25 protein-coding genes, 1 tRNA gene and 3 pseudogenes are annotated in these 25,964 nt (G+C 68.0%); 13 read left to right on the top strand and 16 right to left on the bottom strand.

The genetic code is table 11. The features are described 5' to 3' along the window. Positions 1 to 110 precede the first annotated feature (110 nt). Positions 111 to 1,070, top strand: coding sequence for an IS481 family transposase (locus LCC91_RS06840; RefSeq protein ID WP_224440877.1), 960 nt, complete (start codon positions 111 to 113; stop codon positions 1,068 to 1,070). An 8-nt stretch (positions 1,071 to 1,078) separates the two neighbouring features. Here LCC91_RS06840 and LCC91_RS06835 read toward each other — a convergent pair whose 3' ends face one another. Both LCC91_RS06835 and gloB read right to left on the bottom strand, forming a co-directional pair. Continuing rightward, positions 1,079 to 2,674, bottom strand: a complete 1,596-nt coding sequence (locus LCC91_RS06835) for a transglycosylase SLT domain-containing protein (protein ID WP_082007464.1) — start codon at positions 2,672 to 2,674, stop codon at positions 1,079 to 1,081. A gap of 55 nt (positions 2,675 to 2,729) precedes the next feature. Next, positions 2,730 to 3,545 (bottom strand): hydroxyacylglutathione hydrolase, encoded by an 816-nt coding sequence (gloB, locus tag LCC91_RS06830; RefSeq protein ID WP_224440876.1) that lies wholly within the window; start codon positions 3,543 to 3,545, stop codon positions 2,730 to 2,732. 6 nt (positions 3,546 to 3,551) lie between these two features. On the opposite strand from gloB, the gene xerD reads away from it, so the two are divergent. Next, positions 3,552 to 4,457, top strand: a complete 906-nt coding sequence (xerD, locus tag LCC91_RS06825; protein ID WP_052231412.1) for a site-specific tyrosine recombinase XerD — start codon at positions 3,552 to 3,554, stop codon at positions 4,455 to 4,457. A 44-nt stretch (positions 4,458 to 4,501) separates the two neighbouring features. On the opposite strand, the gene LCC91_RS06820 is transcribed toward xerD, so the two are convergent. Next, on the bottom strand, positions 4,502 to 5,389 hold the full coding sequence (locus LCC91_RS06820; RefSeq protein WP_143898494.1) for a ferritin-like domain-containing protein: 888 nt from the start codon (positions 5,387 to 5,389) through the stop codon (positions 4,502 to 4,504). A gap of 16 nt (positions 5,390 to 5,405) precedes the next feature. Between LCC91_RS06820 and LCC91_RS06815 the strand changes: the two genes are divergently transcribed. Together LCC91_RS06815 and hslO are read left to right on the top strand one after the other, a co-directional pair. Beyond that, positions 5,406 to 5,930: a gamma carbonic anhydrase family protein gene (locus LCC91_RS06815; protein ID WP_043699041.1), complete on the top strand. Its 525-nt coding sequence runs from the start codon at positions 5,406 to 5,408 to the stop codon at positions 5,928 to 5,930. 5 nt (positions 5,931 to 5,935) lie between these two features. Continuing rightward, a complete protein-coding gene (gene hslO / locus LCC91_RS06810) occupies positions 5,936 to 6,919 on the top strand; it encodes an Hsp33 family molecular chaperone HslO (protein ID WP_043699072.1) in 984 nt (327 codons plus the stop codon). A gap of 57 nt (positions 6,920 to 6,976) precedes the next feature. Here hslO and ftsB read toward each other — a convergent pair whose 3' ends face one another. From ftsB to LCC91_RS06785, 5 genes are read right to left on the bottom strand one after another with little or no spacing between them, the layout of a single operon-like run. Continuing rightward, positions 6,977 to 7,318, bottom strand: a complete 342-nt coding sequence (ftsB, locus tag LCC91_RS06805) for a cell division protein FtsB (protein WP_052231410.1) — start codon at positions 7,316 to 7,318, stop codon at positions 6,977 to 6,979. Between the two features lie 11 nt (positions 7,319 to 7,329). Beyond that, entirely contained in the window at positions 7,330 to 8,613 is a 1,284-nt protein-coding gene (gene eno, locus LCC91_RS06800; protein ID WP_043699044.1) for a phosphopyruvate hydratase, read from the bottom strand. A 45-nt stretch (positions 8,614 to 8,658) separates the two neighbouring features. Then, the gene (locus tag LCC91_RS06795) at positions 8,659 to 8,949 is read right to left on the bottom strand and encodes a DUF1330 domain-containing protein (protein WP_043699046.1); all 291 of its coding nucleotides are present in this window, start codon (positions 8,947 to 8,949) and stop codon (positions 8,659 to 8,661) included. A 50-nt stretch (positions 8,950 to 8,999) separates the two neighbouring features. Beyond that, positions 9,000 to 9,857 (bottom strand): 3-deoxy-8-phosphooctulonate synthase, encoded by an 858-nt coding sequence (gene kdsA, locus LCC91_RS06790; protein ID WP_043699049.1) that lies wholly within the window; start codon positions 9,855 to 9,857, stop codon positions 9,000 to 9,002. Beyond that, positions 9,854 to 11,512 carry a CTP synthase gene (locus LCC91_RS06785; protein ID WP_043699051.1) on the bottom strand — a complete coding sequence of 553 codons (1,659 nt, stop codon included), beginning with the start codon at positions 11,510 to 11,512 and terminating at the stop codon, positions 9,854 to 9,856. Before LCC91_RS06785 ends, kdsA begins: the two co-directional genes overlap by 4 nt. Positions 11,513 to 11,629: 117 nt before the next feature. On the opposite strand from LCC91_RS06785, the gene coaBC reads away from it, so the two are divergent. The 3 genes from coaBC to LCC91_RS06770 all read left to right on the top strand — a co-directional run bounded on the left by coaBC (position 11,630) and on the right by LCC91_RS06770 (position 13,477). After that, the gene (gene coaBC / locus LCC91_RS06780; protein WP_043699053.1) at positions 11,630 to 12,847 is read left to right on the top strand and encodes a bifunctional phosphopantothenoylcysteine decarboxylase/phosphopantothenate--cysteine ligase CoaBC; all 1,218 of its coding nucleotides are present in this window, start codon (positions 11,630 to 11,632) and stop codon (positions 12,845 to 12,847) included. Positions 12,848 to 12,951: 104 nt separating this feature from the next. Next, on the top strand, positions 12,952 to 13,206 hold the full coding sequence (locus LCC91_RS06775) for a type II toxin-antitoxin system Phd/YefM family antitoxin (RefSeq protein ID WP_043699054.1): 255 nt from the start codon (positions 12,952 to 12,954) through the stop codon (positions 13,204 to 13,206). Next, entirely contained in the window at positions 13,196 to 13,477 is a 282-nt protein-coding gene (locus LCC91_RS06770; RefSeq protein WP_043699056.1) for a type II toxin-antitoxin system RelE family toxin, read from the top strand. The genes LCC91_RS06775 and LCC91_RS06770 overlap by 11 nt, the downstream gene beginning before the upstream one ends. Positions 13,478 to 13,487: 10 nt before the next feature. Here LCC91_RS06770 and LCC91_RS06765 read toward each other — a convergent pair whose 3' ends face one another. Then, positions 13,488 to 16,562 (bottom strand): efflux RND transporter permease subunit, encoded by a 3,075-nt coding sequence (locus LCC91_RS06765; protein WP_043699058.1) that lies wholly within the window; start codon positions 16,560 to 16,562, stop codon positions 13,488 to 13,490. After that, positions 16,559 to 17,632 carry an efflux RND transporter periplasmic adaptor subunit gene (locus LCC91_RS06760; RefSeq protein ID WP_143898492.1) on the bottom strand — a complete coding sequence of 358 codons (1,074 nt, stop codon included), beginning with the start codon at positions 17,630 to 17,632 and terminating at the stop codon, positions 16,559 to 16,561. The genes LCC91_RS06765 and LCC91_RS06760 overlap by 4 nt, the downstream gene beginning before the upstream one ends. Positions 17,633 to 17,794: 162 nt before the next feature. On the opposite strand from LCC91_RS06760, the gene LCC91_RS06755 reads away from it, so the two are divergent. Further along, positions 17,795 to 18,370: a TetR/AcrR family transcriptional regulator gene (locus LCC91_RS06755; protein WP_043699060.1), complete on the top strand. Its 576-nt coding sequence runs from the start codon at positions 17,795 to 17,797 to the stop codon at positions 18,368 to 18,370. A 19-nt stretch (positions 18,371 to 18,389) separates the two neighbouring features. On the opposite strand, the gene LCC91_RS06750 is transcribed toward LCC91_RS06755, so the two are convergent. The 5 genes and pseudogenes from LCC91_RS06750 to LCC91_RS06730 all read right to left on the bottom strand — a co-directional run bounded on the left by LCC91_RS06750 (position 18,390) and on the right by LCC91_RS06730 (position 22,962). Further along, the gene (locus tag LCC91_RS06750) at positions 18,390 to 18,653 is read right to left on the bottom strand and encodes a DUF167 domain-containing protein (protein WP_043699062.1); all 264 of its coding nucleotides are present in this window, start codon (positions 18,651 to 18,653) and stop codon (positions 18,390 to 18,392) included. A 107-nt stretch (positions 18,654 to 18,760) separates the two neighbouring features. Beyond that, a pseudogene (locus LCC91_RS06745) lies at positions 18,761 to 18,989 on the bottom strand (IS3 family transposase); the annotation flags it as partial. Between the two features lie 39 nt (positions 18,990 to 19,028). Continuing rightward, positions 19,029 to 19,538 carry a GmrSD restriction endonuclease domain-containing protein gene (locus tag LCC91_RS06740; RefSeq protein WP_185974928.1) on the bottom strand — a complete coding sequence of 170 codons (510 nt, stop codon included), beginning with the start codon at positions 19,536 to 19,538 and terminating at the stop codon, positions 19,029 to 19,031. 34 nt (positions 19,539 to 19,572) lie between these two features. Then, positions 19,573 to 21,051, bottom strand: a complete 1,479-nt coding sequence (locus tag LCC91_RS06735; RefSeq protein WP_390612153.1) for an IS5 family transposase — start codon at positions 21,049 to 21,051, stop codon at positions 19,573 to 19,575. A gap of 96 nt (positions 21,052 to 21,147) precedes the next feature. Next, positions 21,148 to 22,962 carry a DUF262 domain-containing protein gene (locus LCC91_RS06730; protein ID WP_185974947.1) on the bottom strand — a complete coding sequence of 605 codons (1,815 nt, stop codon included), beginning with the start codon at positions 22,960 to 22,962 and terminating at the stop codon, positions 21,148 to 21,150. Between the two features lie 115 nt (positions 22,963 to 23,077). On the opposite strand from LCC91_RS06730, the pseudogene LCC91_RS06725 reads away from it, so the two are divergent. From LCC91_RS06725 to LCC91_RS06705, 5 genes and pseudogenes are all read left to right on the top strand, one after another. Then, positions 23,078 to 24,031: pseudogene (locus LCC91_RS06725) on the top strand (IS481 family transposase); the annotation flags it as partial. Positions 24,032 to 24,239: 208 nt separating this feature from the next. Continuing rightward, positions 24,240 to 24,584, top strand: a pseudogene (locus tag LCC91_RS13925) (DUF927 domain-containing protein); the annotation flags it as partial. A 19-nt stretch (positions 24,585 to 24,603) separates the two neighbouring features. After that, positions 24,604 to 24,834, top strand: coding sequence for a hypothetical protein (locus tag LCC91_RS06715; protein WP_224440873.1), 231 nt, complete (start codon positions 24,604 to 24,606; stop codon positions 24,832 to 24,834). Next, on the top strand, positions 24,816 to 25,418 hold the full coding sequence (locus tag LCC91_RS06710) for a hypothetical protein (protein ID WP_043701275.1): 603 nt from the start codon (positions 24,816 to 24,818) through the stop codon (positions 25,416 to 25,418). The genes LCC91_RS06715 and LCC91_RS06710 overlap by 19 nt, the downstream gene beginning before the upstream one ends. A 77-nt stretch (positions 25,419 to 25,495) precedes the next feature. Next, on the top strand, positions 25,496 to 25,735 hold the full coding sequence (locus LCC91_RS06705; RefSeq protein ID WP_143897357.1) for a hypothetical protein: 240 nt from the start codon (positions 25,496 to 25,498) through the stop codon (positions 25,733 to 25,735). Positions 25,736 to 25,869: 134 nt separating this feature from the next. On the opposite strand, the gene LCC91_RS06700 is transcribed toward LCC91_RS06705, so the two are convergent. After that, positions 25,870 to 25,945 (bottom strand) — tRNA-Thr (locus LCC91_RS06700). Positions 25,946 to 25,964 lie beyond the last annotated feature (19 nt).

Below are 25,964 nucleotides of genomic sequence, written 5' to 3'. Positions count from 1 at the left end.
ATGATTGGATAGTGCCATCACGCCATGCGTACCTGCTGGCGGTAAGCGTTCTGCGCGAGCTGCTGGGCAGCGGGTCAAGGCGTTGACGACCATCATCGGGAGATGCCCTCATGAACATCAAGCTGCATGCCCTGGCGCGTACAACGCCAGCCATACGGCGCGAGATCGCGCTGTCGGATGAGCCGGCTGCGGTGTTGGCTGAGCGTTACGGCGTTTCGCTCATGACGGTGTACAAGTGGAAGCGCCGCGAGGATTTTCTGGATCGCTCCCACACCCCGCACCGGCTGCGTACCACCATGACCCCGGCGCAGGAGGCCATTGCAGTGGAGCTGCGCAAGACGCTGCTGCTGCCGCTGGATGATCTGCTGTCGGTCATGCGCGAGTTCGTCTGTCCTGACGTGTCGCGCTCGGGACTGGATCGCTGCTTGCGACGCCACGGCGTGGGGTCGCTGCGATCCCTCAAGCCCCAGGTGCCCAAACCCGCACATCAGCCCTTTGCCGCTTACGAGCCGGGCTTCATTCATATCGACGTGAAGTACCTGCCGCAAATGGCCGATGAGACGCGGCGGCGCTACCTCTTTGTGGCCATCGACCGTGCCACGCGCTGGGTCTTCATTGCCCTGTACGCCTCCAAGAGCGCGAGAAACGCGCGCGCCTTCCTCAAGTCGCTGCTCACGGCGTGCCCGATCAAGATCAACAAGATCCTCACAGACAATGGCAAGGAGTTCACCGCACGGCTGCTGGGGCAGCCCAGTGCCACCCACGCCTTCGAGAGCCTGTGCGAGGCACTCGGCATCGAGCACCGCACCACGCGCGTGCGACGCCCCCAGACCAACGGGATGGTAGAGCGCTTCAACGGCCGCATCGAGGAGGTGCTGCGCAGCCACCACTTCATCAGCGGCGAGGATCTCGAGAAGACCCTGCTGCGCTATGCTTGGCTTTACAACCACCAGCTGCCCCAGGCCGCACTCAAGGGTCTCACGCCCATGCAGGCCATGAAACAGTGGTACACGTCACACCCGCATCTGTTCCAAAAACGGCCATATGATCATCCGGGATGTGACACCTAGAAAACTGGTCAGCGCACGCCCGACTGCGCGGTGCGCACGGTGGGCGAAGAGGGGGAGCGCTTCTTCGCGCCGGCGGCCGTCTGGGCCGCGCTGCCACGCTTCGCGGCGCGGGCGGTGGTTTTCCGGGTGTCGCGGGCGTGCGCCGTCGTGGTTTTGGCGGGCAGCTGAACCACCAGCGTCTGGCCCGCCCGCAGCTTGGCCCCGGGGTTCAGCCGGTTCCACTCGGCCACTTGCTGTGCACTGACGCGGTAGCGACGCGCGACCGTCGCCACGGTGTCGCCTGGGCGGACTTTCACCCGCACGCTACGCACTGGCGGGCGGTCCGGCGCGAGCAGCAGTTGCCCGTTGTCGGCGAGGTGCTCGGGCACGTCGCGGTCCAGCGCGCCTTCGCGTGGCACCAGGATGGTCGACCCTGCCTTGAGCCGCATGCGCGGCGGCACGCGGTTGAGCTCGCGCAGCGCGTGCTCGTCCCAGCCCAGATGCTGCGCCGCCTGGGCCGGCGTCATGTCACGCGGCACGCGCCACGCGGTCCAGCTCGCGGTCGGTCCGTCGTAGCGGCGCAGCCGCTCGGTGAACTGCAGCGCGTTGTCCCATGGCAGCAGGATTTCCGGCGTCCCCGCGGCCATCACGATCGGCTGGCGGTGCGAGGGGTTGAGCGTGTGGAAGTCCGCCTCGCTGATGCCCGCCAGGCGCGCGATCACCGCCACGTCCAGGTCGCGGTCGATCGTCACGGTGTCGAAGAACGGGTGGTTGCCGATCACCGGCAGCCGCACGCCCGCGTGGCGGTGCGACTTGACGAGGTTTTCCATCGCCTGCAGCTTGGGCACGTAGTGGCGCGTCTCATCGGGCATGCGCAGGTCCAGATAACCGGTGGGCAGCCCCGCCGCCTGGTTGCGGCGGATCGCCCGCTGGACGTTGCCCTCGCCCCAGTTGTAGGCGGCCAGCGCCAGGTGCCAGTCGCCGAACATGCGGTGCAGCCGCTCGAGGTAGTCGAGCGCCGCGCGGGTGGAGGCGAGCACGTCGCGCCGGTCGTCACGGAAGGCGTTTTGTTTCAGGTCGAAATGCTTGCCCGTGGCCGGCATGAACTGCCACATCCCCGCGGCCTTGGCGTGCGAGACGGCCTGCGGGTTGAAGGCGCTTTCGATGAAGGGCAGCAGCGCGAGTTCCAGCGGCAGGCCGCGCCGCTCGATTTCCTCGACGATGTGGAACAGGTATTTGCTTGCACGGTCGGCCATGCGCTGTAGGTAGTCGGGGCGGCTGCCGTACCAACGCTCCCACTGCGCCACGCGCTCGTCGTCGAGGTCGGGCATCGCGAGCCCGCGTTCGATGCGCTCCCACAGGTCCGCGGGGGCGACCACCGGAGCCACCGGCCGCTGGCTGGGCAGCGGGGCGGGCTCGAGCGTGGCGTGCGGGCTGGGGAGGGCGGCCGACGCCGTCGGCGACGCGGGGGCGGGCGGGGCCGCGCCCTCCACGGTTCTCGGGGCCGGCGCGGGCGCCGCCACCGGCGGGAGGTCAGCGGTGGCTGCACCCGGGTTGGGCAGTTGGGCGCACGCCGCGAGGGTCAGGGCGCCCCACAGCAGCGCCAATCGTTGTAAAACCGTCATGTGTCAGGGTGTCCGGTGCGGGGTTCGTCGTCAGGGGCGGGGTCCGCGCCTGCGGTCAGCGAAAGCCATCCTTCCAGCGCCGCAACGCCGCGAACGCGGCGGCGTCGGTGTCGGCCGACGGGTCCCATTGCTGGATCGCCCGCCGCACGCCGGGTTCCCGGCTGCGCAGAAACGGGTTGACGCGGCGCTCGACACCGACGGTGCTCGGCAGCGTTGGCTGTCCCGCGGCGCGGCGCACCTCGCATGCCTCGGTGTACACGCGCAGCGCGTCGTTGTCCGGCTCGACCGTGCGCGCAAAGCGCAGGTTGCTCAAGGTGTACTCGTGGGCACAGCACACGTGTGTATCGTCCGGCAGGGCAGCAAGCCGGTCCAGCGAGGCGAGCATCTGCGCGGGCGTGCCCTCGAACAGGCGGCCACAACCGGCGGAAAACAGCGTGTCGCCGCAGAACAGCCAGCGCGGCGCGCCCGGTGGGGCGTCGTTGACGTAGGCCACGTGCCCGGCGGTGTGGCCGGGCACGGCCAGAACGCGCCACCGCTGGCCCAGCGCCTCGACGCTGTCGCCGTCCGCGACGCGCTGCACCGGCTCGGGCAGCGGCTCACCGGCCGGCCCGAACACCCGGCAGCCGGTGGCGTCGCGCAGCGCCGCCACGCCGCCCGTGTGGTCCGCGTGGTGGTGGGTCAGCAGAATGCCCGTGAGGCGCAGGCCGTGTTCGTGCAGCGCGCGCCGCACCGGGGCGTCGTCGCCCGGGTCGACCACCCAGGCCTCGCGGCCATCGTTCAGCAGCCAGATGTAGTTGTCGCTGAAGGCGGGCAGCGGCAGCACACGCAGCGCGGACGCCGCCGCACCCGCCGGGGGCGGTACCATTGTCATATGGGGATGATAGCGGGCGATGACGCGCTGGTCGACCGGTTCGTCGATGCGCTGTGGCTGGAGGACGGCCTGTCGGCGCGCACGCTGGCGGCGTACCGCAGCGATCTGGTGGCGCTGGCGGGTTGGCTCGCGGCATCGGGGCGGGGGCTGCGGCAGGCGTCGGTGGCCGACCTGCAGGCGTACATGGCGGCCCGCCTGCCGGGCAGCCGGGTCAGTTCCAGCAACCGGCGGTTGACGGTGTTTCGGCGTTTTTACCGCTGGGCGCTGCGCGAAGGGCTGCGCACCGACGATCCGACGCTGCCGTTGCTGTCGGCCAAGCGGCTCGCGCGCGTGCCCAAGACCTTGACCGAGGCGCAGGTGGAGGCGCTGCTGGCCGCGCCGGACACGGGTGACCCCCTGGGCGTGCGCGACCGCGCGATGCTGGAGCTGCTGTACGCGACGGGGTTGCGGGTGAGCGAGCTGGTGGCGCTGCGGCTGTACGAGGTCAGCCTGCCGGATCAGGTGCTGCGCGTGACCGGCAAGGGGAACAAGGAGCGGCTGGTCCCGTTCGGCGACGTGGCCGCCGACTGGCTGCGCCGCTACCTGACGGAGGCGCGGCCCGCGCTGTTGGCGGGGCGGCGCAGCGACGACCTTTTCGTCACCGGACGCCACGGGCAGGCGATGACGCGTGTGATGTTCTGGATGCTGGTCAAACGCTACGCGCGTGCGGCGGGCATCGCGGTGCCGTTGTCGCCGCACACGCTGCGCCACGCGTTTGCGACGCACCTGCTCAACCACGGCGCGGACCTGCGCGCGGTGCAGCTGCTGCTCGGGCACGCCGACATTTCGACGACGACGATCTATACCCACGTCGCGCGCGAGCGGCTCAAGGCACTGCACGCGCGCCACCATCCGCGTGGCGGTGGAGGCTGAGCGCTTTTGGACGGCGGGCCATGCGGTCCGGCCCTCCCCCGGTATCACCCCACTGCCTGCTCCAGATAGGCCAGCTCCTCGTCGGTGAAGCCGGCGCGGCGGCGCGCGGCGTCGTTGAACGGGGGCTTCGGGCGGGGGGCTTGATAGGTGCGCGCGAGCGTCCGGTAGTGGGCGACGGGGTCGAGTCCGGCGCGCTCGCAGAGCCACCGGTACCAATGGTTGCCGATCGCGACGTGGCCGACCTCGTCGCGCAGGATGATGTCGAGAATCTCGCAGGCGGCGCGCGCCGCGGGCGTGCCCGCGCGGCGCAGCTTGGCCTGGATCAGCGGCGTGGCGTCGAGTCCGCGCGCTTCCAGCGTGCGGGGGACGAGCGCCATGCGGGCCACGATGTCGCCGGCGGTTTTTTCGCACATGGTCCACAGCCCGTCGTGCGCGTCGAAGTCGCCGTAGTCCCAGTGGCCGCCCGCGGGATGCGGCAGCGCGCGCAGGTGCTCGCGCAGCAGCGTGAAGTGCTCGGCTTCCTCGGCCGCGACGCGCAGCCAGTCCGCGTAGAACGCCACGGGCATGCCGCTGAAGCGCCACACCGCGTCGAGCGCGAGGTTGATCGCGTTGAACTCGATGTGGCAGATCGCGTGGACCAGCGCGGCGTGGCCCTCCGGCGTGAAGGGCGAGCGCGGTGGCACGGACCCCGGCGGGATGAGGCGCGGCCGCGGCGGGCGGCCGGGCAGTGGTCGGTCCGATGGGGGAACGAGGATGGCCTCCGAGTCCAGGCCGATGGGGCGCTCTTCGGCGCGCGCCGCGGCGACCGAAGCCCAGAGGGCGCGCACGCCGGCAACCTTGGCCACCGGATCACACTCGGTGAGCCAGTGCAGCGCCTGTACCCGTAGGTCGGGATCACCCGCGGGCACCGCGTTGGAGGGGGGAGGGGACATCTTTACAATTCTACGGATGAGCCTCTTCCAACTCGACGACATCGCGCCGCAGGTGCACCCGAGTGCCTTCGTGGCCGACACCGCGCGCGTGATCGGGCGCGTGACGCTGGCCGAAGACAGCAGCGTCTGGTATGGCGCGGTGCTGCGGGGGGATACCGACCCCATCACCGTCGGCCGCGGCAGCAATATCCAGGACGGCAGCGTGCTGCACGCCGACATCGGCGTGCCATTGACGATCGGCGCGTACGTCACCGTCGGGCACCAGGTGATGCTGCACGGGTGCACGATCGGCGACGAGTCGCTGATCGGCATTGGCGCGATCGTGCTCAACGGGGCCCGCATCGGCCGCCACTGCCTGGTGGGCGCCGGCGCGCTGGTCACCGAGGGCAAGGTGTTTCCGGACGGCTCGCTGATCCTGGGCAGCCCGGCCAAGGTGGTGCGGCCGCTGACCCCGCAGGAGATCGAGGGGCTGCGCCAGAGCGCGCAGCACTACATCGAGAACGCGCGGCGTTTTCGTCACGGGCTGCGGCCGCTGGGTTGACGGCCGTGTCCGAACTGCACAAGTTTTTGTTCGACGGCGTGCCCTTGCGCGGGGCGCTGGTGCGGCTGACCGATGACTGGCAGGCGCTGTTGCAGCGGCGCGCGGCGTCTGGGGGCTATCCGGAGGCCGTGACCGAGCTGCTCGGCGAGATGACCGCCGCCGCGGTGCTGCTGCACAGCAACATCAAATTTGCCGGGGCGCTGGTGTTGCAGATCTTCGGCGACGGACCGGTCAAGGTGGCGGTGGCCGAAGTGCAGCCGGACATGGCCTTTCGTGCCACGGCGACGGTGCAGGGGGCGGTCGCGCCCGGCGTGCCGCTGTCGCACATGGTCAACGTCCTGGGGCAGGGGCGCTGTGCGATCACGCTCGACCCGCGCGAGCGCCAGCCGGGGCAGCGCCCGTACCAGGGGATCGTGCCGCTGCACGACGCCCACGGGCGCGCGTTCGAGCGCCTGAGCGACGTCATCGGTCACTACATGCGGCAGAGTGAGCAGCTCGACACGCAGCTCGTGCTCGCCGCCGACGATCGGGTGGCCGCGGGGCTGTTGATCCAGCGCATGCCCGCCACCGGCGAGGCCAACCTGAGCGGAACGGCGGCTGTTGCGCACGAGGCGGACGCGCTCGACGCCAACGAGGACTACCGGCGCATCGCGACGCTGGCCGCGAGCCTGACGCGCGAGGAGCTGCTCACGCTCGACGCGGACACGATCCTGCACCGCCTGTTCTGGCAGGAGAACCTGCTGCGGCTGGCGCCGCCGTCCGCCGCGCAGGCCCACCCGCGCTTTGCCTGCACCTGTTCGCGCGAGCGGGTCGGCGCGATGCTGCGGGGGCTGGGCGTCGCGGAGGTGGAGGCGATTCTCGCCGAGCAGGGCGAGGTGGACGTTGCCTGCGATTTTTGCGGCCAGCACTACCGCTTCGACCCGGTGGACGCGGCGCAGCTGTTCCTCGAACAGGCGCAGCAGCCGCCCGGGTCGGACCGCGTGCAATAGAGACGTACGCGGTGGCGTGGCGCCTCGCGACGGCGGTGGGCGCGTCGGCAGGCCGGATCAGCGCGGGGGCGCAGGCGCCGCCGCGCCCGAAGCCGACGAGGTGCCTCCCTCCCGCGCCGCGGCCGGTACCTGGATGTGCACGAAGATTTCGTTGGGCTTGACCATGCCCAGCTCCTGCCGGGCGATTTCTTCGACGGTCTCCAGCCCGGTCTGCAGGTCGCGCACTTCGGCCGCGAGCCGCTCGTTGCGCGCGCGCGCGACCTCGTTGGCCTGTTCCAGTTCGGCCAGTTCGCGCCGCAGCGCCTCGACCTGAAAGACGCTGCCGCGCCCCCACCAGATGTCGGCGTGGACCACGGCCAGCAGCGCCAGCAGCAGGGCCGTGATCCAGCGGGGGCGCATCGGCTACCGCATCAGCGCAGGTTGTAGAACGCGTCGCGGCCCGGATAGACGGCCACGTCGCCGAGGTCTTCCTCGATGCGCAGGAGCTGGTTGTACTTGGCCATGCGGTCGCTGCGGCTCATCGAGCCGGTCTTGATCTGACCGGCGTTGGTGCCCACCGCAATGTCGGCGATGGTCGAGTCCTCGGTCTCGCCGGAGCGGTGGCTGATGACGGCGGTGTAGCCCGCGCGCTTGGCCATCTCGATCGCGGCGAAGGTTTCGGTGAGCGTGCCGATCTGGTTGATCTTGATGAGGATCGAGTTGGCGATGCCCTTGTCGATGCCTTCCTTCAGGATCTTGGTGTTGGTGACGAACAGGTCGTCGCCGACGAGCTGCACGCGCTGGCCCAGCCGATCGGTCAGGCCCTTCCAGCCGTCCCAGTCGCCTTCGGCCATGCCGTCCTCGATGCTGATGATCGGGTATTTGTCGCACCAGGTGGCCAGGATGTCGGTCCACTCCGCGGCGGTCAGCACCAGCCCTTCACCCTTGAGGTGGTAGCGCCCGTCGCGGTAGAACTCGCTGGAGGCGCAATCCAGCCCCAGCGCGACCTGCGTGCCGGCCGTGTAGCCCGCCTTGTCGATCGCTTCCAAGATGAGCTGGATGGCCGCCTCGTGGTTGGCCACGCTGGGCGCAAAACCACCCTCGTCGCCGACGGCGGTGCTCATGCCGCGGTCGTGGATGATTTTTTTGAGGGCGTGGAAGACCTCGGCGCCCCAGCGGACGGCCTCGCGGAACGACGGTGCCCCCACCGGCAGGATCATGAACTCCTGCAGGTCGAGATTGTTGTTGGCGTGCGCGCCGCCGTTGATGACGTTCATCATCGGCACGGGCAGTTGCACCGCCGAGCTGCCGCCAAAGTAACGGTACAGCGGCAGGCCCGACTCCTCGGCCGCCGCGCGCGCCACCGCCATCGACACCGCCAGCATCGCGTTGGCGCCCAGGCGGCTCTTGTTCTCGGTGCCGTCGAGCTCGATCAGCGTCTTGTCGAGGAACGCCTGCTCGCTCGCGTCCAGCCCGAGCACGGCTTCGGAAATCTCGGTGTTGATGTGCTCGACGGCTTTGAGCACGCCCTTGCCGAGGTAGCGGCTCGGGTCGCCGTCGCGCAGCTCGATTGCCTCGCGGCTGCCGGTGGAGGCGCCGGAGGGCACGGCCGCGCGGCCCATCACGCCGGACTCCAGCAGCACGTCGCATTCGACGGTGGGGTTGCCGCGGCTGTCCAGAATCTCGCGGCCGACGATGTCAACGATGGCACTCATGGGGGGTCCTTTTTCGTGGCAATGGAAAAAACCGGTGGTGGGGCGTCAGAGGCCCTCGACACAAATCATGCGCATGACCGCCGCACCCGTGCGGGCCTCCCGTGCACGGCGGTACTCGGGCGAATCGTGGAAGGCGCGCGCCGCCTGGAACGACGGGAACTTCAGCACCACGATGCGGCCCGGTTGCCAGTCGCCTTCCAGCGTCTCCACGCGCCCGCCGCGCACGCAGATCTCGGCACCGTGGGCCTGGATCGCCGCGCTGGACCAGCGCTTGTATTCCTCGTACTGCTGCGGGTCGGTCACGTCGACCCAGGCGATGATGTAGCCGCTGGACATGGTGTTTGGGGTGAACGTGCGGTCAAAAAACGTGGCTCCGGTAGCCGTCTTCAGGCGTCGAACGCGTCTTCCAGAAAGCCTTGGCGCTTGGTCACCTGGTCGAGCGCGACCAGGGTTTCGAGCAGGGCGCGCATGTGTTTGAGCGGCACGGCGTTCGGGCCGTCGGACAGGGCACGGGCCGGGTCCGGGTGGGTTTCCATGAACAGACCGGCCACCCCGACCGCCACCGCGGCGCGCGCCAGCACCGGCACGAACTCGCGCTGGCCGCCGCTGCTGGTGCCCTGGCCGCCGGGCAGCTGCACGCTGTGCGTGGCATCGAACACCACCGGCGCGCCGGTGCGGCGCATGATCGCCAGGCTGCGCATGTCCGACACGAGGTTGTGGTAACCGAAGCTCACCCCGCGCTCGCACGCCAGGAAGCGGTCTTCGCTCAGCCCCGCCTCGCGGGCGGCGGCGCGCGCCTTCTCAATGACGTTGACCATGTCCTCTGGGGCGAGGAACTGGCCTTTCTTGATGTTGACGGGCTTGCCGGACTGCGCCACTGCGCGGATGAAGTCCGTCTGGCGGCACAGAAACGCCGGGGTCTGCAGCACGTCCACGACGGCCGCGACCGCCGGCACCTCCGCTTCGGTGTGCACGTCGGTCAGCACCGGCACGCCGATCTCGCGCCGCACCTTGGCCAGGATCTCCAGGCCCCGCTCCATCCCGGGGCCGCGGTACGAGCGGCCGCTGGAGCGGTTGGCCTTGTCGTAGCTGCTCTTGAAGATGAAGGGAATGCCCAGCGCCGCCGTGATGGCCTTGAGCTCGCCGGCCACGTCCATCTGCAGCTGTTCGCTTTCGACCACACAGGGGCCGGCGATCAGGAAAAACGGCCGGTGCAGACCGACCTCGAAGCCACAGAGGTTCATGCCGTTGCCGCCTCCTGCGGGGCACGTCGCCGCTGGTGTTGCAGCGCCGCGGCAATATAAGCGTTGAAGAGCGGGTGGCCGTCCCACGGGGTGGACTTGAACTCCGGGTGGAACTGCACGCCCATGAACCACGGGTGTACGTCCTGCGGCAGCTCGATGATCTCGGTGAGCTGCTCGCGCTGCGTCAGCGCCGAGATGACCAGCCCCGCCTGCCGCAACCGGTCGAGGTACTGCGTGTTGGCCTCGTAGCGGTGGCGGTGGCGCTCGGTGACCACCGGGCCGTAGATCTGGTACGCGAGCGTGCCGGGCATCACGTCGGCACTCTGCGCCCCGAGCCGCATCGTGCCGCCCAGATCGGTGTTGGCGTCGCGCTTTTGCAGCGTGCCGTTGGCGTCCAGCCACTCGTCGATCAGGGCGATGACGGGGTGGGGCGTGTGCGGGTCGAATTCGGTGGAATTGGCCCCCTCGAGCCCCGCGACATGGCGCGCGAACTCGATCGTGGCGACCTGCATGCCCAGGCAAATCCCCAGGTACGGCACGCGCTGCTCGCGCGCAAAGCGGGCGGCGCGGATCTTGCCCTCGACGCCGCGCTTGCCAAAGCCGCCCGGCACCAGGATCGCGTCGAAGCCGCCGAGCCGCGCGGCGACGTTGTCATCCTCCAGCGTCTCCGAGTCGATGTAGGTGATGGCCACGCGCACGTGGTTCTTCAGCCCGGCGTGGCGCAGCGCCTCGTTGAGCGACTTGTAGCTGTCGGAGAGGTCGACGTACTTGCCGACCATCGCGATGCGCACCTCGCCCTGCGGGTGTTCGACCTCGTAGACCAGATCGTCCCAGCGCTTGAGGTTGGCCGGCGGCGTGTGCAGGCGCAGCCGGTCGCAAATGAGGCCGTCGAGCCCCTGCTCGTGCAGCACGCGCGGCACCTTGTAGATGGTGTCCACGTCCGGCATCGAGATGACGCCCCACAGCGGCACGTTGGTGAAGAGGCTGATCTTCTCCCGCTCCTCGTCCGGGATCACGCGGTCCGCGCGGCACAGCAGCGCATCGGGCTGGATGCCGATTTCGCGCAGTTTCTGCACCGTGTGCTGCGTCGGCTTGGTCTTGAGTTCACCCGCCGCGGCGATGTAGGGCACGTAGGTCAGGTGCACGAACGCCGAGTTGTTCGGCCCCAGGCGCAGGCTCATCTGCCGCGCGGCCTCGAGGAACGGCAGCGATTCGATGTCGCCCACCGTGCCGCCGATTTCGGCGATGGCCACGTCCACCCCGTCGGCGCCGCGCTGGATGAAGGCCTGGATTTCGTTGGTGACGTGCGGGATGACCTGCACGGTCTTGCCCAGGTAGTCGCCGCGGCGCTCCTTTTCCAGGACGGATTTGTAGATTTGCCCGGTCGTGAAGTTGTTGCTGCGCTTCATCCGCGTGGTGATGAAGCGCTCGTAGTGGCCGAGGTCCAGGTCCGTTTCCGCGCCGTCGTCGGTGACGAACACCTCGCCGTGCTGGAACGGGCTCATCGTGCCCGGGTCGACGTTGAGATAGGGGTCCAGTTTGATGAGGGTGACCCGCAGGCCGCGCGACTCCAGCAACGCGGCCAGCGACGCAGAGGCGATGCCCTTGCCCAGGGACGACACCACGCCGCCAGTGACGAACACGTATTTGGTCATGACGTTGGGCGGGCCGCGACGGGCCCGTCTGTGGAAAGGCCGATTATAAAAGCCGACCATGTCGCAGCGCAGGGGCGGCTGGTTACGCGCGGGGCGAGCGGGGTATAGTGCGGCCGCATGAAGGAACTCGACGGCAAGCGCATCGTTCTGGGGCTGTCTGGCGGTATCGCCTGCTACAAGTCGGCCGAGCTGTGCCGGCTGCTCGTGCGCGCCGGCGCGAGTGTGCAGGTGGTGATGACCGAGGCGGCCGCGCAGTTCATCACTCCGGTGACGATGCAGGCGCTCAGCGGCCGGCCCGTCGTGACGAGCCAGTGGGATGTGCGCGAACCGAATGCGATGGCGCACATCAACCACGGTCGTGAGGCGGATGCAATCGTCATCGCGCCGGCCAGCGCCGACCTGATCGCGCAGCTGGCGCAGGGGCGTGCCGCCGAGATCCTGACGCTGCTTTGCCTGGCGCGGCCGCTCGCGCGTGTGCCGCTGCTGCTCGCGCCCGCGATGAACCGCGAGATGTGGGCGCACCCGGCGACGCAGCGCAATGTCGCGCAGGTGGTGGCCGACGGCGCGGTCGTGCTGGGGGTGGGGCAGGGCGAGCAGGCCTGCGGCGAAGTCGGCGACGGCCGCATGCTGGAACCGGAGGAGATCCTCGAAGACGTGATCGCCCATGTGCAGCCGCCGCTGTTGGCGGGACAGCGCGTGCTCGTCACGGCGGGCCCGACGTTCGAAGCGATCGACCCGGTGCGGGGCATCACCAACCACAGCAGCGGCAAGATGGGCTTTGCCATCGCCCGGGCGGCGCGCGAGGCGGGGGCCGAGGTCACGCTGGTCGCGGGGCCGGTGCACCTGCGCACGCCGCGCGGCGTGCGCCGTGTGGACGTGCAGTCCGCACAGCAGATGTTCGACGCCGTCATGGCCGAGGTGGCATCCGCCACGGTGTTCGTCGCGGCCGCCGCGGTGGCCGACTGGCGCCCCGCCCAGCCGGCCGAGCGCAAGCTCAAGAAGGACGGCAGCGGCCAGCCGCCGGCGCTCACCTTCGTCGAAAACCCGGACATCCTGGCCACCGTCGCTGCGCTGCCGCGCGCGCGCTCGGGGGAGCTGTACTGCGTCGGCTTCGCGGCGGAGAGCCACGACCTGCTCGCACACGCGCAGGCCAAGCGCGCGCGCAAGGGGGTGCCGCTGCTGGTGGGCAATATCGGGCCGGCCACCTTCGGACGCGACGACAACGCGTTGCTGCTGGTGGATGAGCGCGAGGTCGTCGAGCTGCCGCCCGCCCCGAAAATTGCCCTGGCGCGCCAGCTCGTCGCCGAAATCGCGCGGCGGTTGCGGGGCGTGTGAACGCACGCAAGCCGGATGTCCCAGGGTTCCAGAAACAAGGTACCATTGAGAGCACCACGAAAAGTGCTTTTGGAAAAGGCACTTCGGAATCCCAGGAGCTTGTCATGCCCCACGTGTTGCTCGCCCCCGTTGCGGCCAGCGTCACCGAACTCAAGCGCGATCCGATGGGCACGGTTCAGGCGGGTGAGGGGGGGCCGGTGGCGATCCTCAATCGCAACGAGCCCGCCTTCTACTGCGTGCCCGCCACGGCTTTCGAGGCCTTGATGGAGCGTCTGGAGGATCTGGAGCTCAACGCCCTCGCGGACGCCCGGCTGCGGGACGGACAACCCTTGCAGCGGGTGTCCCTCGATGCGCTATGAGCTTGCGTTTCACCCCGCCGCTTGGCGGGAGTGGCAAGCGCTCGACGGCAGCGTTCGCACGATCCTCAAGCGCAAGCTCGCCGAGCGTCTCGAGCAGCCCCGGGTGCCGGCCGCGCAGCTGGCAGGGCATCCGGACCGTTACAAAATCAAGCTGCGCAGCGCCGGTTACCGTCTCGTGTACGAGGTGCGGGACGCCGAGGTGGTGGTCATCGTGATCGCCGTGGGCAAGCGCGAGCGCAGCGCCGTGTACCGGGCCGCCGACAGGCGTTGAGCGGCAGCCCTCAGCTTGACGCCCCTTGGCTGGCCGGCCGGATGCGGAACCACAGCGCGTACAGCGCCGGCACGAAGAGCAGCGTGATGAGGGTGCCGACCGCCACGCCGCCGATCAGCACGTAGGCCAGCGGTCCCCAGAAGCTGTCCTGGGTCAGCGGCACGAACGCGAGCACCGCCGCCAGCGCCGTCAGCACCACGGGGCGCGCGCGCTGCACCGCGGCCTCGACCACGCCGTCGAAGGCGTTCATCCCGGCCTCGAAGTTGTCGCTGACCTGCTGCGTCAGGATCAGCGTGTTGCGCATCAGGATCCCCGCAAGGCCCGTGAGCCCCAGCAGCGCGACGAAGCCGAACGGCTGCTGGAACACCAGCAGCGCCAGCACGGCCCCGATCAGCCCCAGCGGCGCGGTCGCCACGACCATGAACGTCCCGGGGAACGAGCGCATCTGCAGCATGATGAAGATCAGCATGCAGGCGACCATCACCGGCTGCAGCTTCTGGATCGACGCGTCGGCCTTGCCGGACTGTTCGACCGAGCCACCGATGGCCACCCGATAGCCCGGCGGCAGGTCCGCGCGCACCGTCTCCAGCGCCTGCCACACTGCGGCGGTGACGTCGTTCGGTTGCGCGCCGCGCACCTCCGACTGCACCGCGACGAACGGCTCGCGGTTGTAGCGCTTGATCACCGGCTCCTCGTAACGCACGTCCAGCGTGCCCAGCTGGGTCACGGGGATCTTGCGGCCGTCGCGGTTGAGCAGTTCCAGTGCACGCAGCGATTGCGCGTCCAGCCGCTGGCCGCCCATCGCGCCGCGCGCGATCAGATCGACGCTGCGCGTGTCGCGGCGCAGCTGCGTCACCGGCACGCCGTCCAGCAGGAACTGCAGCTGTTGCGCGACGTCCTGCGGCGTCAGGCCCATCAGGCGCAGCCGCTCCGGGTCGGCCCGCAGGTGCAGCACCGGCACGCGTTCGTCCCATTCCAGGTGCGGGTCGACGACGTGCGGGTTGGCCGCCATCACGTCGCGCACGCGGTAGGCGATCTCGCGCACGCGGTTGGGGTCGGGCCCGAAGACGCGGAACTGTACCGGCCACGCCACCGGCGGGCCGTAGAGCAGCCGCGCGATGCGCACGCGCGCTTCCGCAAACTCGCCGTTGCGGATGTGCTCTTCCAGCGTCGCCATCACCCGATCGCGCGCGGCCTCGTCCTGCGCCACGGCGATGATCTTGCCAAACGCGGGGTTGGGCGGCTCGGGGTTGGCCGAGATGAAGAAGCGCGGCGCACCCGCGCCGACGTAGGTCGAGAGGGTCTTGACCTCGGGCATCGGCGCGAGGATCGCCTCCAGCCGGCGCATGGTCTGGTCGGTGACGCCGACCGACGTGCCTTGCGGCAGGTAGACGCTCACCAGCACCTCGGTGCGGTCGGAATTCGGGAAAAACTGCTTTTGCACGACGGTGGCCATGCCCACGGCGGAGAGCACGAGCAGCGCGACGGTGCCGAAGACGACCGTCTTGCGCTGCGTGACGCACCACGTGATGACGCTGCGCAGCCGCTGGTACATCGGCGTCTGGTAAAGGCTCGCGTGATCGTGGCGCTGCGCCACCGGCACGTCGCGCAGCATCTTGACACCCAGGTACGGCGCAAAGACCACAGCCACCAGCCACGACACCAGCAGCGCGATACCCAGCACCCAGAAGATGTTGCCGGCGTACTCGCCGACGCCCGAGCGGGCAAACCCGATCGGCAGAAACCCCGCCACCGTGACCAGCGTGCCGAACAGCATCGGCGCGGCGGTGACATTCCACGCGTGGGCGGCGGCGCGCACGCGGTCCCAGCCTTCCTCCATCTTCACCAGCATCATCTCCACCGAGATGATGGCGTCGTCCACCAGCAATCCGAGCGAGATGATCAGCGCCCCCAGCGTGATGCGGTCGAGGTTGATGCCCATCAGCTTCATGATCAGAAAGCTGATGCCCAGCGTCACCGGCACCGCGATACCGACGATGAGGCCGGCGCGCCAGCCGATGGCCAGCATGCTCACCCCCATCACGACGATCACCGCGACCAGGAACTTGAGCTGGAACAGGTCGACCGCCTTGCGGATCGCGTCGGCCTGGTTGGTGAGCTGCGTCAGCGCCATGCCGAGCGGCAGCTCCGTCTTCTCTGCCTGCAGGTAGGCCTCGAGCCGTTGGCCGAGTGCGAGGCCGTTTTCCCCCTTGTTCATCACGATGCCGATCAGCACCGCGTCCTGGCCGCGCGCACGCACGAGGTAGGAGGGCGGCTCCTCGTAGCCGCGGCGGATCGTCGCGATGTCGCCGAGGCGCAGCACCTTGTTGCCCGCGCGGATCGGCACGGCAGCCAGCGCCTCGGGGTCGGACAGGTCGGCGTCGAGCCGGATGTGCAGGCGCGGGCCGTCCGTTTCGATGCGGCCCGTGGGGACGAGCCGGTTGCTCGCGTCGATCGCTTCGAAGATGGCTTGCGGGGACAGGCCGAGGTTGACGAGGCGGGCGCTGTCGAACTCGACGTAGACCCGCTCGGTGCGCTCGCCGATCAGCACCGCCTTGTGCACTCCCTCGATGCGCTGCAGCTGGTCGCGCAGGCGGTCGGCCTCGCGCGCCAGATCAGCCATCGGCAGGCCCGGGGCGGTGAGCGCCAGCAGGCTGAAATACACGTCGGAGAAGTCGTCGTTGGCGATCGGGCCGATGACGCCCGGCGGCATCTGGCGGGCCTCGTCCCACATGCGTTTGCGCACCTGGTAGAAGAGCTCCGGCACCTTGGCCTGCGGCGTGTAGTCATGAAACTCCACCTGCAGCGTCGCCTGTCCGGGGCGTACCGTACTCTCGATGCGGTAGAGGTATTCGACCTCCTGGATGCGCTTTTCCAGCCGGTCCACGACCTGCTGCTGCAGCTGCTCGGCCGACGCGCCGGGCCAGGCGACGTTGACCTGCATCACCCGCACCGTAAACGCCGGGTCCTCCGCGCGCCCCAGCGACAGAAACGCGTACAGGCCGCCGAGGATCGACAGGATCAGCAAAAACAGCGTGACGGCGCGCTCGCGCACCGCCAGCGCGGAGAGGTTGGGCAGGCTCATCGGGGCAGCTCCCGCACCGCCATGCCTTCCTGCAGCAGATGGGTGCCGAGCGCGACGATGCGGTCGGTCGGCTCCAGCGCGCCGGCGACGATCGCGTGCCGGTCGTCGAGCGCGCGCACCTGCACCGCGACGGGCTCGGGCTTGCCGTCACGCAGCCGCCACACGCGCGGGCCGTGTCCGCGCTCGTCCAGCGCCCCGACCGGCACCTGCCACAGCGCCTCCGCGCCCGTTGCCCCGGGCAGGGCAAAGCGCGAGGTGACGACGCTGCCCAGCGCCACGGTGGGCGGCAGGTCCGCGATCGTGTAGCGCGCCCGGCGCGTGCGGCCCAGCGGATCGACGGCCGGCGCCGCTTCGCGCAGCCGCAGCGCGCGCCGCTGGCCGTCGGGCAGCAGCGCCTCGCCTTGCGCGGGGGGCGGCACGCCGTCGGGGAAGTGGACTTCCACTTCCCGCTCCCCCTGTTGTGCGAGCGTCGCCACCGGCTGCCCGGCAGCGACGACCTGCCCGGGCTGGCCCGACACGTCGATCAGCACCCCGGCCGCGGGGCTGCGCAACTGCGCGTACCCGCGCGCGTTGCGCGCCTGCGTCAGCCGGGCGGTGGCGGCGTCGCGGCGGCTGTGGGTCTCGCGTACCGCCAGTTCCGCGCGCTCCAGCGCCTGCGCGCTGACGAAGCCGCGTGATTGCAGCTCGCGCACGCGCGCCCACTCGGCTTGCGCCGTGCGCCACGCCGTTTCGGCCGCCGCCGCGTCCGCTTCGGCCGCCCGCACCGCCTGTTCCAGGTCCGCCGGATCGAGCTCGAACAGCACCTGCCCCGCGGAGACCGCTTGTCCGGCGTCGACGCGGCGTGCGATGATGCGCCCACCGACCTGAAAGGCCAAAGGGGCCTCGATGCGGGCACGCACGATCCCTGACAAACCTTGTGCCGCGGCACCGACGGGCTGCACGGCAGCCGTGCGCACATAAGGGACAGTGCCGGCGCTGTCTGTTGCGGGTGCCTGTTGACACGCCGTGAGTACCGCGCCAATCACCAAAACGGTGACCAGTGTGACCAGGCGGGAGGCGTAAACGGCCATACGGGTGACTCCTGAGGGCCTCGTCTGTGGGGCTTGTGATAATTGAACGCAATCGTATCTTAATTGGTGGCTGTCGTGCACAACCGTCGAGCGTCCAAAGAGCTGGCGTCCCCTCGTGGACGGCCCATCGACCGCAGCAAAGACCGGGCAATTTTGCGGGCCGTGCGCACGCTGCTGCGGCAAGCGGGGCCAGCGGCTGTCACGATGGAGCGCGTGGCGCAACTGGCCGGGATTTCCAAGGCAACCCTGTACCGGCGCTATCCCAACCGACAAGTGTTGTTGGAGTCACTGGTGACGCGGCGGGCCACAGATCTGACCCGTACGCTGCGCTCCGAGCCCACGTCCAAGGCAGAAGTGCGGGCACAGCTGCACCAGTACGTGGTGGACTTGGCAGGCCTGTTGTGCACCACCACACACCAGCGCTACCTGCTGGCATTGGCCGATGGGGCGGCTGCGGGGCTGGACTTTGCTGGCATCTGGCGCCGCGGACCCGCGCAGGCGCACGCCGAGCTGAGCCGCTTCCTCGCACGGGCACACCGGGCGGGGTGGTTGTGCTGCGACGACCCGGACGACGCCGCTGAGTTGCTGCTGGGCATGGCGGTGGGGTTGGAGCTGGTGCGGTCGCTGTACCGGGTGCCGCTGGCGCGCCACCGGCTCGCCGAGCGGCACGCGCACGCCGCGCGGGTCGTCGACCGGTTTTTGTCGTGGTACGCCGCGGCCCCGGCGGCGGGATGCTAGGGCCACTGGTGGCGTCGCGCTAGGGCAACCCCAAGGCCGATCGCGCCGCGGTGTCGTCGATCCCGTCGATCTCGACCCGCTTGATGCGGCTGGTGTGGCCGTGGACGATGTGCACGCGGGATTTGGGCACCCCGCAGCGCGCGGCGATCCAGGCGATCAGCGCGGCGTTGGCCGCGCCGTCCACGGGCGGCGCCTGCAGCTGGATCTTGGGCTTGCCGTCGTGCAGGCCGGCGCAGCGCGTCTGGCGCGCGCCGGGCTGGCAGTAGACGACGAGGGTGGCCATCGAAACACGAAGGCCCGCGCACTGGCAGGCCGAAACGTCAAGAGGATGCTGATGGTCAACAACAGCCCTGACTTTGCCCCCGTCGAGTGGAGTTTCTAGCCCGACGCTCAAGCGGTCTGTTGCCGCTTTGGTTCGCGCCAGCGCTGCTCGTGCTGCATCGGGCTGAGATAGGCCAGCGACGAGTGTAGCCGGCGGTGATTGTAGAACACCAGCCCGTCCATCACGGCCTGCCGGGCCTGCTCGTGAGTCGCAAATCGCTGCCCATGCACGCTGGCCGCTTTCAATCGTCCCCAAAAAGCTCTCTGTTGGCGCATTGTCTCAGCAGTTGCCTTTGCGGCGGAATATTTCAGGGGCGATGGTAGAAGGGACGCTTACTCACGGCATCAGATCGCCGATTTTCAGCTCCTCGTACCAATGCCGGTAGAGCTTGCAAAAGCGCGTCGTGATCGCCCGCACCAGCGCCTGTCGTGCTACACCATAATCGGCGTAGGCCAGATACTGCACCGGCTGCTCGCCCGCTTCGACTTCCTCGGGTACCGAAGCGCACCAGTCGTCCCAGTCGTCCTCCTCGTAGCCGACGAAGCTGGCGTTGCATTCGTCCTGGGACGTGGTCATGTGATACCGCCGCTCCCGGTCGCTGACTTTTGAGAACTTGGTCTTGGGCGAGAGATCGCCATCCGAGCGATTTGCTTCCAGTGGCCATGCACGGAGGTTACCGATCGAACGATGCCAGTCCCGGATGATCTGCGGGATGTTGTGCCGGCTACGGCCCGTTTCAGTAGTCAGGTAGCGTTCGGGATGAATATGGTCGTAATCCCAGGGTCGGTTCTTGTCCTCGACCTGATCCGGCACCGAAGGGTCGTAATCGGGAAACCATTTGTTCAACCAGGCGCGCTGTACATAGTTGCCCCTGAAAAATTCACCCCACCGCTCGCAGCGTCCCTGGCATGGGGGTGGTGAGCGCGCGCTTTGCCTGCTCGATGGTTTGTAGCAGGCGCAGCAGCAGACGCAAAAGAACCGCCACAAGGGGGCCGATGCCCCGCTTGGCGATCATGCGCAGCAGCCAGCGGATGTTGTAGCCGGCCGCGCACAGCACCGCGTGCAGCCGATCGCCCCGCTCGCCCTTGAGGTGACAGCGATCCATGCGGCAATCGGCCTTCAGGTGCCCGATGATGGGTTCGATGGCCTGGCGGCGCTTGAGCCGGCGCCGATCGGAGCGACTCAGGCACCGCCAGCGCCCGCGGTGCACGATGCGCACCTGTGGGTTGTCGGCCTCCACCCCGCGGTAGCCCAGGTCCACGTACACCTCGGTGGGAGCGACGGCGTTGTCCTGCATCAGGATGGTGGCCTGTTCGAGCTGCGCCCACAGGGTGTGTCCGTCGTAGGGATTGCCGTGAAAGGCGCGCGCACCCACGACCAGGTTGTGCTGCAGGGTGCTGGCCACACCGACCTTCACCCCGAACTCGTAGGGGCTGCGCGCCTTGCCTTTGCTGATGCAATCGACCTCCGGTGCGTGCCAGGCATACAGCTTGGGATGCCCTGCGTTGGCCTTGCGCTGGCGGCTCTGCGCCATGATCTGTTGCGCCTTGGCCAGCGACTCGCCCAGGGCCTCGCGTGCAGCCTGCGTCAGTGCCGTGGCTTTGCGCTCGATCTCGCGCGCCAAGCGTCCCACGATCGTGGCCTGGCGCTCGATGGTGCGGCGCAGCCGCTTGAACTGCCTGGCATGCGCGTAGCCGGCAGCCTTGCGCCGCAGTCGCTGCCCCTCCTTCGCAAAGGTCTGCTTGAGCTGCACCCCGGCGTTCTTGGCCGCCGCCACGAGCTTGACTCGCGCCACCTCCAGCAGCCGGCTGTCGCTGGGGTGGGCGATGGCCTTGTGCTGCACGGTGCTGTCCACCACCAGGTGCTCGAGCGCCTGCGGCTCGATGAGCTCGAGTTCGACCGCCACATTGATCGTCTGCGCCAGCAGCTCCTCCACCCCTTCTTCCCCGAGCCACTGGCGAAACTTCACCAGCGTCGTGGCATCGCACGGCAGCCGATCCTCGTAGTAGGCACAGCCCGAGAAATACTGCCAGCGGGGCGTGTCTCTCCAGCGCTGCACCACGCCTTCATCGGACTCGTTGAAGGCGTGCTTGAGGTACAGCAGGCTGATCATGATGCGCAGCGGCACGCGCGGCCGCCCCGCGCGGCTGGTGCGCCGGGTGCGCGCGCGCTGCTCACCGAAGAGGTCGATCGCGTCGTCCAGCGCCTCGACAGCCTGGCTGCGGGGTGCGCGCGCCAGGCGCTGCGCGATCGCGTGCTCGAGCCGCTGCCACGGCATGCGCTGTGCCAGCACCGCCAGTGGGTGGCGCACATCGATCATGTGCTCCAGACGCAGCCGGAAAAAATCCTCGCTGTGCATGCACTCGGCCATGGTCAGAACTCCCAGCAACCGCGTCGAGGGTGGCAAAAAGCTGGGAGAAATTGTACCGCAAAACAGCCAAAAACGAACGCTTTATCAACGGGTTAGGAATATTTCAGGGGCGACTACATAGAGCAACAGGCTTTTCTTGACCCATAGCTGGTGGGAAAAATGTCCCCAGGCTTCGCTGCGCTTGTTGATCAGGACATTCTGATCTACGCCATCGCCTTTTTGCCAGATGTGATCGACATGCTGCTCGAACCACCGCCTCCATTCTTCGGGGGGTGTTTGTTGCAGGTCGTCATACCATCGCCATTTGCTCCAGAAGTCGCTGTCCGGCTTGTTGAAGCCTCCATGCCGGGTTGATTTGGTCACGCAAACAGCGACGACCGCCTCAAGTACTTCCGGCGTTGGCAAGGGGCAAGCCAGCAACTTGTCGTTCTGGCCCAGTTGCAGCGCTTTCTCGAATGCGGGACGGGCAAAAAAGTCCGGCAAGGTCGCGGGACTCGCCTGCTTCAAGTCCGACCACACCGCCGCCACGGCGTTGTCGGCGTCGGGGGCAAACCAGGCCAAGGCGGTGAGAAACCCCAGCAGGCGGCGCCGCTGGTCTTCCGTAATCCCGGTCGGCGCCAGCTTAGCCTCTCGCATGCGCATGACCCAGTAAAGCAGCAGCAGAGCGACATCCGGCGACTTGTGGGCCAGTTCGAAGGCCAGCACCGGCGGCAGAGCATATTCGCCGCCGGGTAGGTTGGTATCGACCAGCAATTTCTTGGCCTCTTCGAAAACCGCTTTTCCCTCGCTTTGCACGAAGTCGGTCAGAAGGGCCTTGAAATCGGGTCGATCTTTGTCCTGACCATGCACCAGCCGGCGGAACTGGGCCACACCCGGCACCGCCGGATGCCGCGTGTCGTTATTTCTCTGCATCTTGGCCAGTACCAGCCGGGTGGCCAGCATGACCAGGCGCGGCGGATGTGCCAGTCTATGTGCCAGTCGCTCGACAAATCGGGGTGCCTCGGTCCAGCTGGACTTGAGGATGGAGTACATCAGTTCCTCACCCTCCAGCTGGGTGCCCGCCTGATTGACGCGGATGAACAGCGTTTCCAGCGGGTCGGCCTGCAAGCCAGAATCCGGTCGGACGGTCTGGGGCAGGATCAAGGCCGGCACGCCGTAAGCGGCTTTTAGGGTGGCGCTGGCGCGCAGGTGTTCGACCAAGGTGGGCCAGATGCCTTCGCGCGCGTCAATAGCCTCCTCGACCTTTTGGCGGATGGCGGGCCAGGAACCTTCCTTGGCATCCCAGAAGGGCAAGCTGGCCAATTTTGCACGCAGTTTGTCAGTCACCTGGTCGAGACTCGCCGTTTCGTCACTCATCAAGGCTTCGATGACGAAGACCAGCGGTACAGGAGCTTCCGCATCCGCCGGCCAGACGTGGGTCAGCGGTATCTGGTGCGGTGGGAGCGCTCTCATCTTTGGGTCCGACATGGCAGGACGAAAACCTTCATCCAGCGCTTTGCGAATGGCGGAGATCGATAGCGTTACTTCGGCATTGCTGCGCCGATAACCCCACGGGTGCGACCGGGTCACGACGCGGAAGACGAACTCGGCATCCGATTTTTCGTCGGCGGGCGCCAAGTCTACCCACAACACGGCGCTGACTCGAGAAGTCGAATCCTCGCTAGTGGTCTTGTTCGACGCAGGCCCCCAAGCGTTGAGAAAACCTAGCGCGATGGCCGTCGAACGCTGCTGGCCATCTAGCAGATGGTAATTGGCTGGTTGGCTTGCCTGTCCGTACTTGCTCTGCTGTACACCGCGCGCGTCCACATAGGGAGCGAGAAAAAACGCGCCGATGGGAAAGCCGCGGACTATCGAATCCCAAAGCATCTCGACCTGTTTCGGCTTCCATACCTGTCGCATCCCGGATGATTGGATAGTGCCATCACGCCATGCGTACCTGCTGGCGGTAAGCGTTCTGCGCGAGCTGCTGGGCAGCGGGTCAAGGCGTTGACGACCATCATCGGGAGATGCCCTCATGAACATCAAGCTGCATGCCCTGGCGCGTACAACGCCAGCCATACGGCGCGAGATCGCGCTGTCGGATGAGCCGGCTGCGGTGTTGGCTGAGCGTTACGGCGTTTCGCTCATGACGGTGTACAAGTGGAAGCGCCGCGAGGATTTTCTGGATCGCTCCCACACCCCGCACCGGCTGCGTACCACCATGACCCCGGCGCAGGAGGCCATTGCAGTGGAGCTGCGCAAGACGCTGCTGCTGCCGCTGGATGATCTGCTGTCGGTCATGCGCGAGTTCGTCTGTCCTGACGTGTCGCGCTCGGGACTGGATCGCTGCTTGCGACGCCACGGCGTGGGGTCGCTGCGATCCCTCAAGCCCCAGGTGCCCAAACCCGCACATCAGCCCTTTGCCGCTTACGAGCCGGGCTTCATTCATATCGACGTGAAGTACCTGCCGCAAATGGCCGATGAGACGCGGCGGCGCTACCTCTTTGTGGCCATCGACCGTGCCACGCGCTGGGTCTTCATTGCCCTGTACGCCTCCAAGAGCGCGAGAAACGCGCGCGCCTTCCTCAAGTCGCTGCTCACGGCGTGCCCGATCAAGATCAACAAGATCCTCACAGACAATGGCAAGGAGTTCACCGCACGGCTGCTGGGGCAGCCCAGTGCCACCCACGCCTTCGAGAGCCTGTGCGAGGCACTCGGCATCGAGCACCGCACCACGCGCGTGCGACGCCCCCAGACCAACGGGATGGTAGAGCGCTTCAACGGCCGCATCGAGGAGGTGCTGCGCAGCCACCACTTCATCAGCGGCGAGGATCTCGAGAAGACCCTGCTGCGCTATGCTTGGCTTTACAACCACCAGCTGCCCCAGGCCGCACTCAAGGGTCTCACGCCCATGCAGGCCATGAAACAGTGGTACACGTCACACCCGCATCTGTTCCAAAAACGGCCATATGATCATCCGGGATGTGACAGGTACCAATATCCGCAGCAGCCAGAGATGAATGATGGGAGAGAGATCACTCGCATAGCCTTTGTAAAGCGAATGGCGTCGTACCATGACAGTTTCTCCTTGCTGACAGGAGCCATCATCCATGTGGATGCGACGTAATGTGTCGCAGATTGCCTGGCTCAGTGCGGGCCGTTCCTCGTTGAGGCCCTGACCGCCGACGTGCACGGCGATAACGTGGGCCGGGTGCACGCGGTTCCAAACGTCGCTGGGCCACTGGCGCACGTGGGCCATGCCGATGGAGTTGCTGCGCGGTTCCGGCGAAGAGCTGCGCGGGGAACTGCTGCGGCAAGGGTTGGAAATAGACCCGACCCATCGGGCGCGGCTGTCGCAGTACCTGCTATGGCGAACCCCGCGCCGCCGGGTGACGTGCACGGCTGCCACCGGCTGGGCCGGCGATACCTTCGTCCTGGCCGACTGCGCCATCGGCCCGCAGGCCGGGGAAGTGATCTCCCAAGCGGACGCATCCGCCGCAGAGTACGCCACAGGCGGGGTGCTGCGCGGCTGGGTCGAGGGCGCTGGCGCGTTGGCGTTGCATGGTGTTGTCGACGGGCGAACGGACGATCGCCGCATCGATGGCCGAAGGCGGCAAGCGCGCCAAGGCCGGGCAAGGGGTGCGGCTGTTGGACGTGTTCGTCGATCGCAAGCATGGCGCATGGGACACCCAGCACGGATACCCAGACGGGCGCGCACTGTCGGACGCGATCAAGCGCGCCGCCGCGCAGCACTACGCGGGCACGCGGGCCGGGTGTTTCTGGAGCGGCTGACGCAGGACGATACCGACCTGACGGCAGCGCTGGCAGACATCAAGGCCCTACCGGTGTTCGATGCGCCAGTGGACGATGGGCAGCGCACGCGCGCCGCTGGCCGCTTCGCGCTGATCGCCTTGGCCGGTGAGCTGGCGACACAGTACGGGCTGACCGGCTGGCCCGAAGGGGCCGCGATCGACGCCGCAGCCGAAGCCTACCGGCTGTGGTGCAGCACGCGCACCGCCGGGCGCGCGGAGGCCGCGCAGGTGGTGGAGGCCGTGACCGCGTTCATCGATCGGCACGGTGACGCGCGTTTCAGCGCCATCGATGCGGACGAGGGCATTGCGCGACTGGTGCGGGATCGCGCGGGCTGGTGGCGCTCGCGAGGCGGTCGGCGGGAGTGGCTGTTCACTGCCGACGGGCTACGCGAAGCGCTGCGGGGGTCGGAGGTCAAGCCTGCACTGGAAACGCTGGTCGCCCTGAAGATGCTGCCCGCGCAGGGCGCGGACGGCAAGCATGCCAGGCCCGTGCGCATCGATGGCCGCGTGGTCAAGGTGCACCACATCACGGTCAACGAGGAGGCCAACGATGGCGCCGCCTGACGTGATCCGCCGCTACCGCGAGCGCGCGTGCAACACCGTAACACGCGGTGGGTTACGGGCGGAGTTACAGGTTACGCATGAAAAAAACAAATGGTTATGACTCCTGTAACCCCTGTAACACCGTAACACCAAAAATCGCACAAAGTCGACATGCATGCGCAGCGATCAGCCCCCCGTCCTGCCCGCTGCCGCCGGAGGTGCTGCGCGAAGCCTTTGAGGAGTGGGCGGCGATCGCCCAGTACGACGGGGGGCTAACCCGCGAAGCGGCTGAAGCGCTGGCCTGGCAGGAGGTGCTGAAGCTGGCCCGACGGCCGTAACACCCCCACGCAAACCCGAAAAGCAATGCCCGGCGAGAGCCGGGCTTTTGCTTGGTGCTAACATCCGCAGTTACATCCGGTGCACCACTCCGAAAACAAAGCCCGCCAAAGCGGGCTATGTTTTTGATTTTTTTTGGTGCCGCAAAGAGGAGTCGAACCTCCGACCTACTGATTACGAATCAGTTGCTCTACCAACTGAGCTATTGCGGCATGGCGACTTGCCGACCGG

This window comes from Tepidimonas taiwanensis (assembly GCF_020162115.1).
GTDB classification, from domain to species: domain Bacteria; phylum Pseudomonadota; class Gammaproteobacteria; order Burkholderiales; family Burkholderiaceae_C; genus Tepidimonas; species Tepidimonas taiwanensis.
The sequence above is the reverse complement of the archived record's forward strand: the minus strand, read 5'-3'. Positions and strand labels throughout refer to the sequence as shown.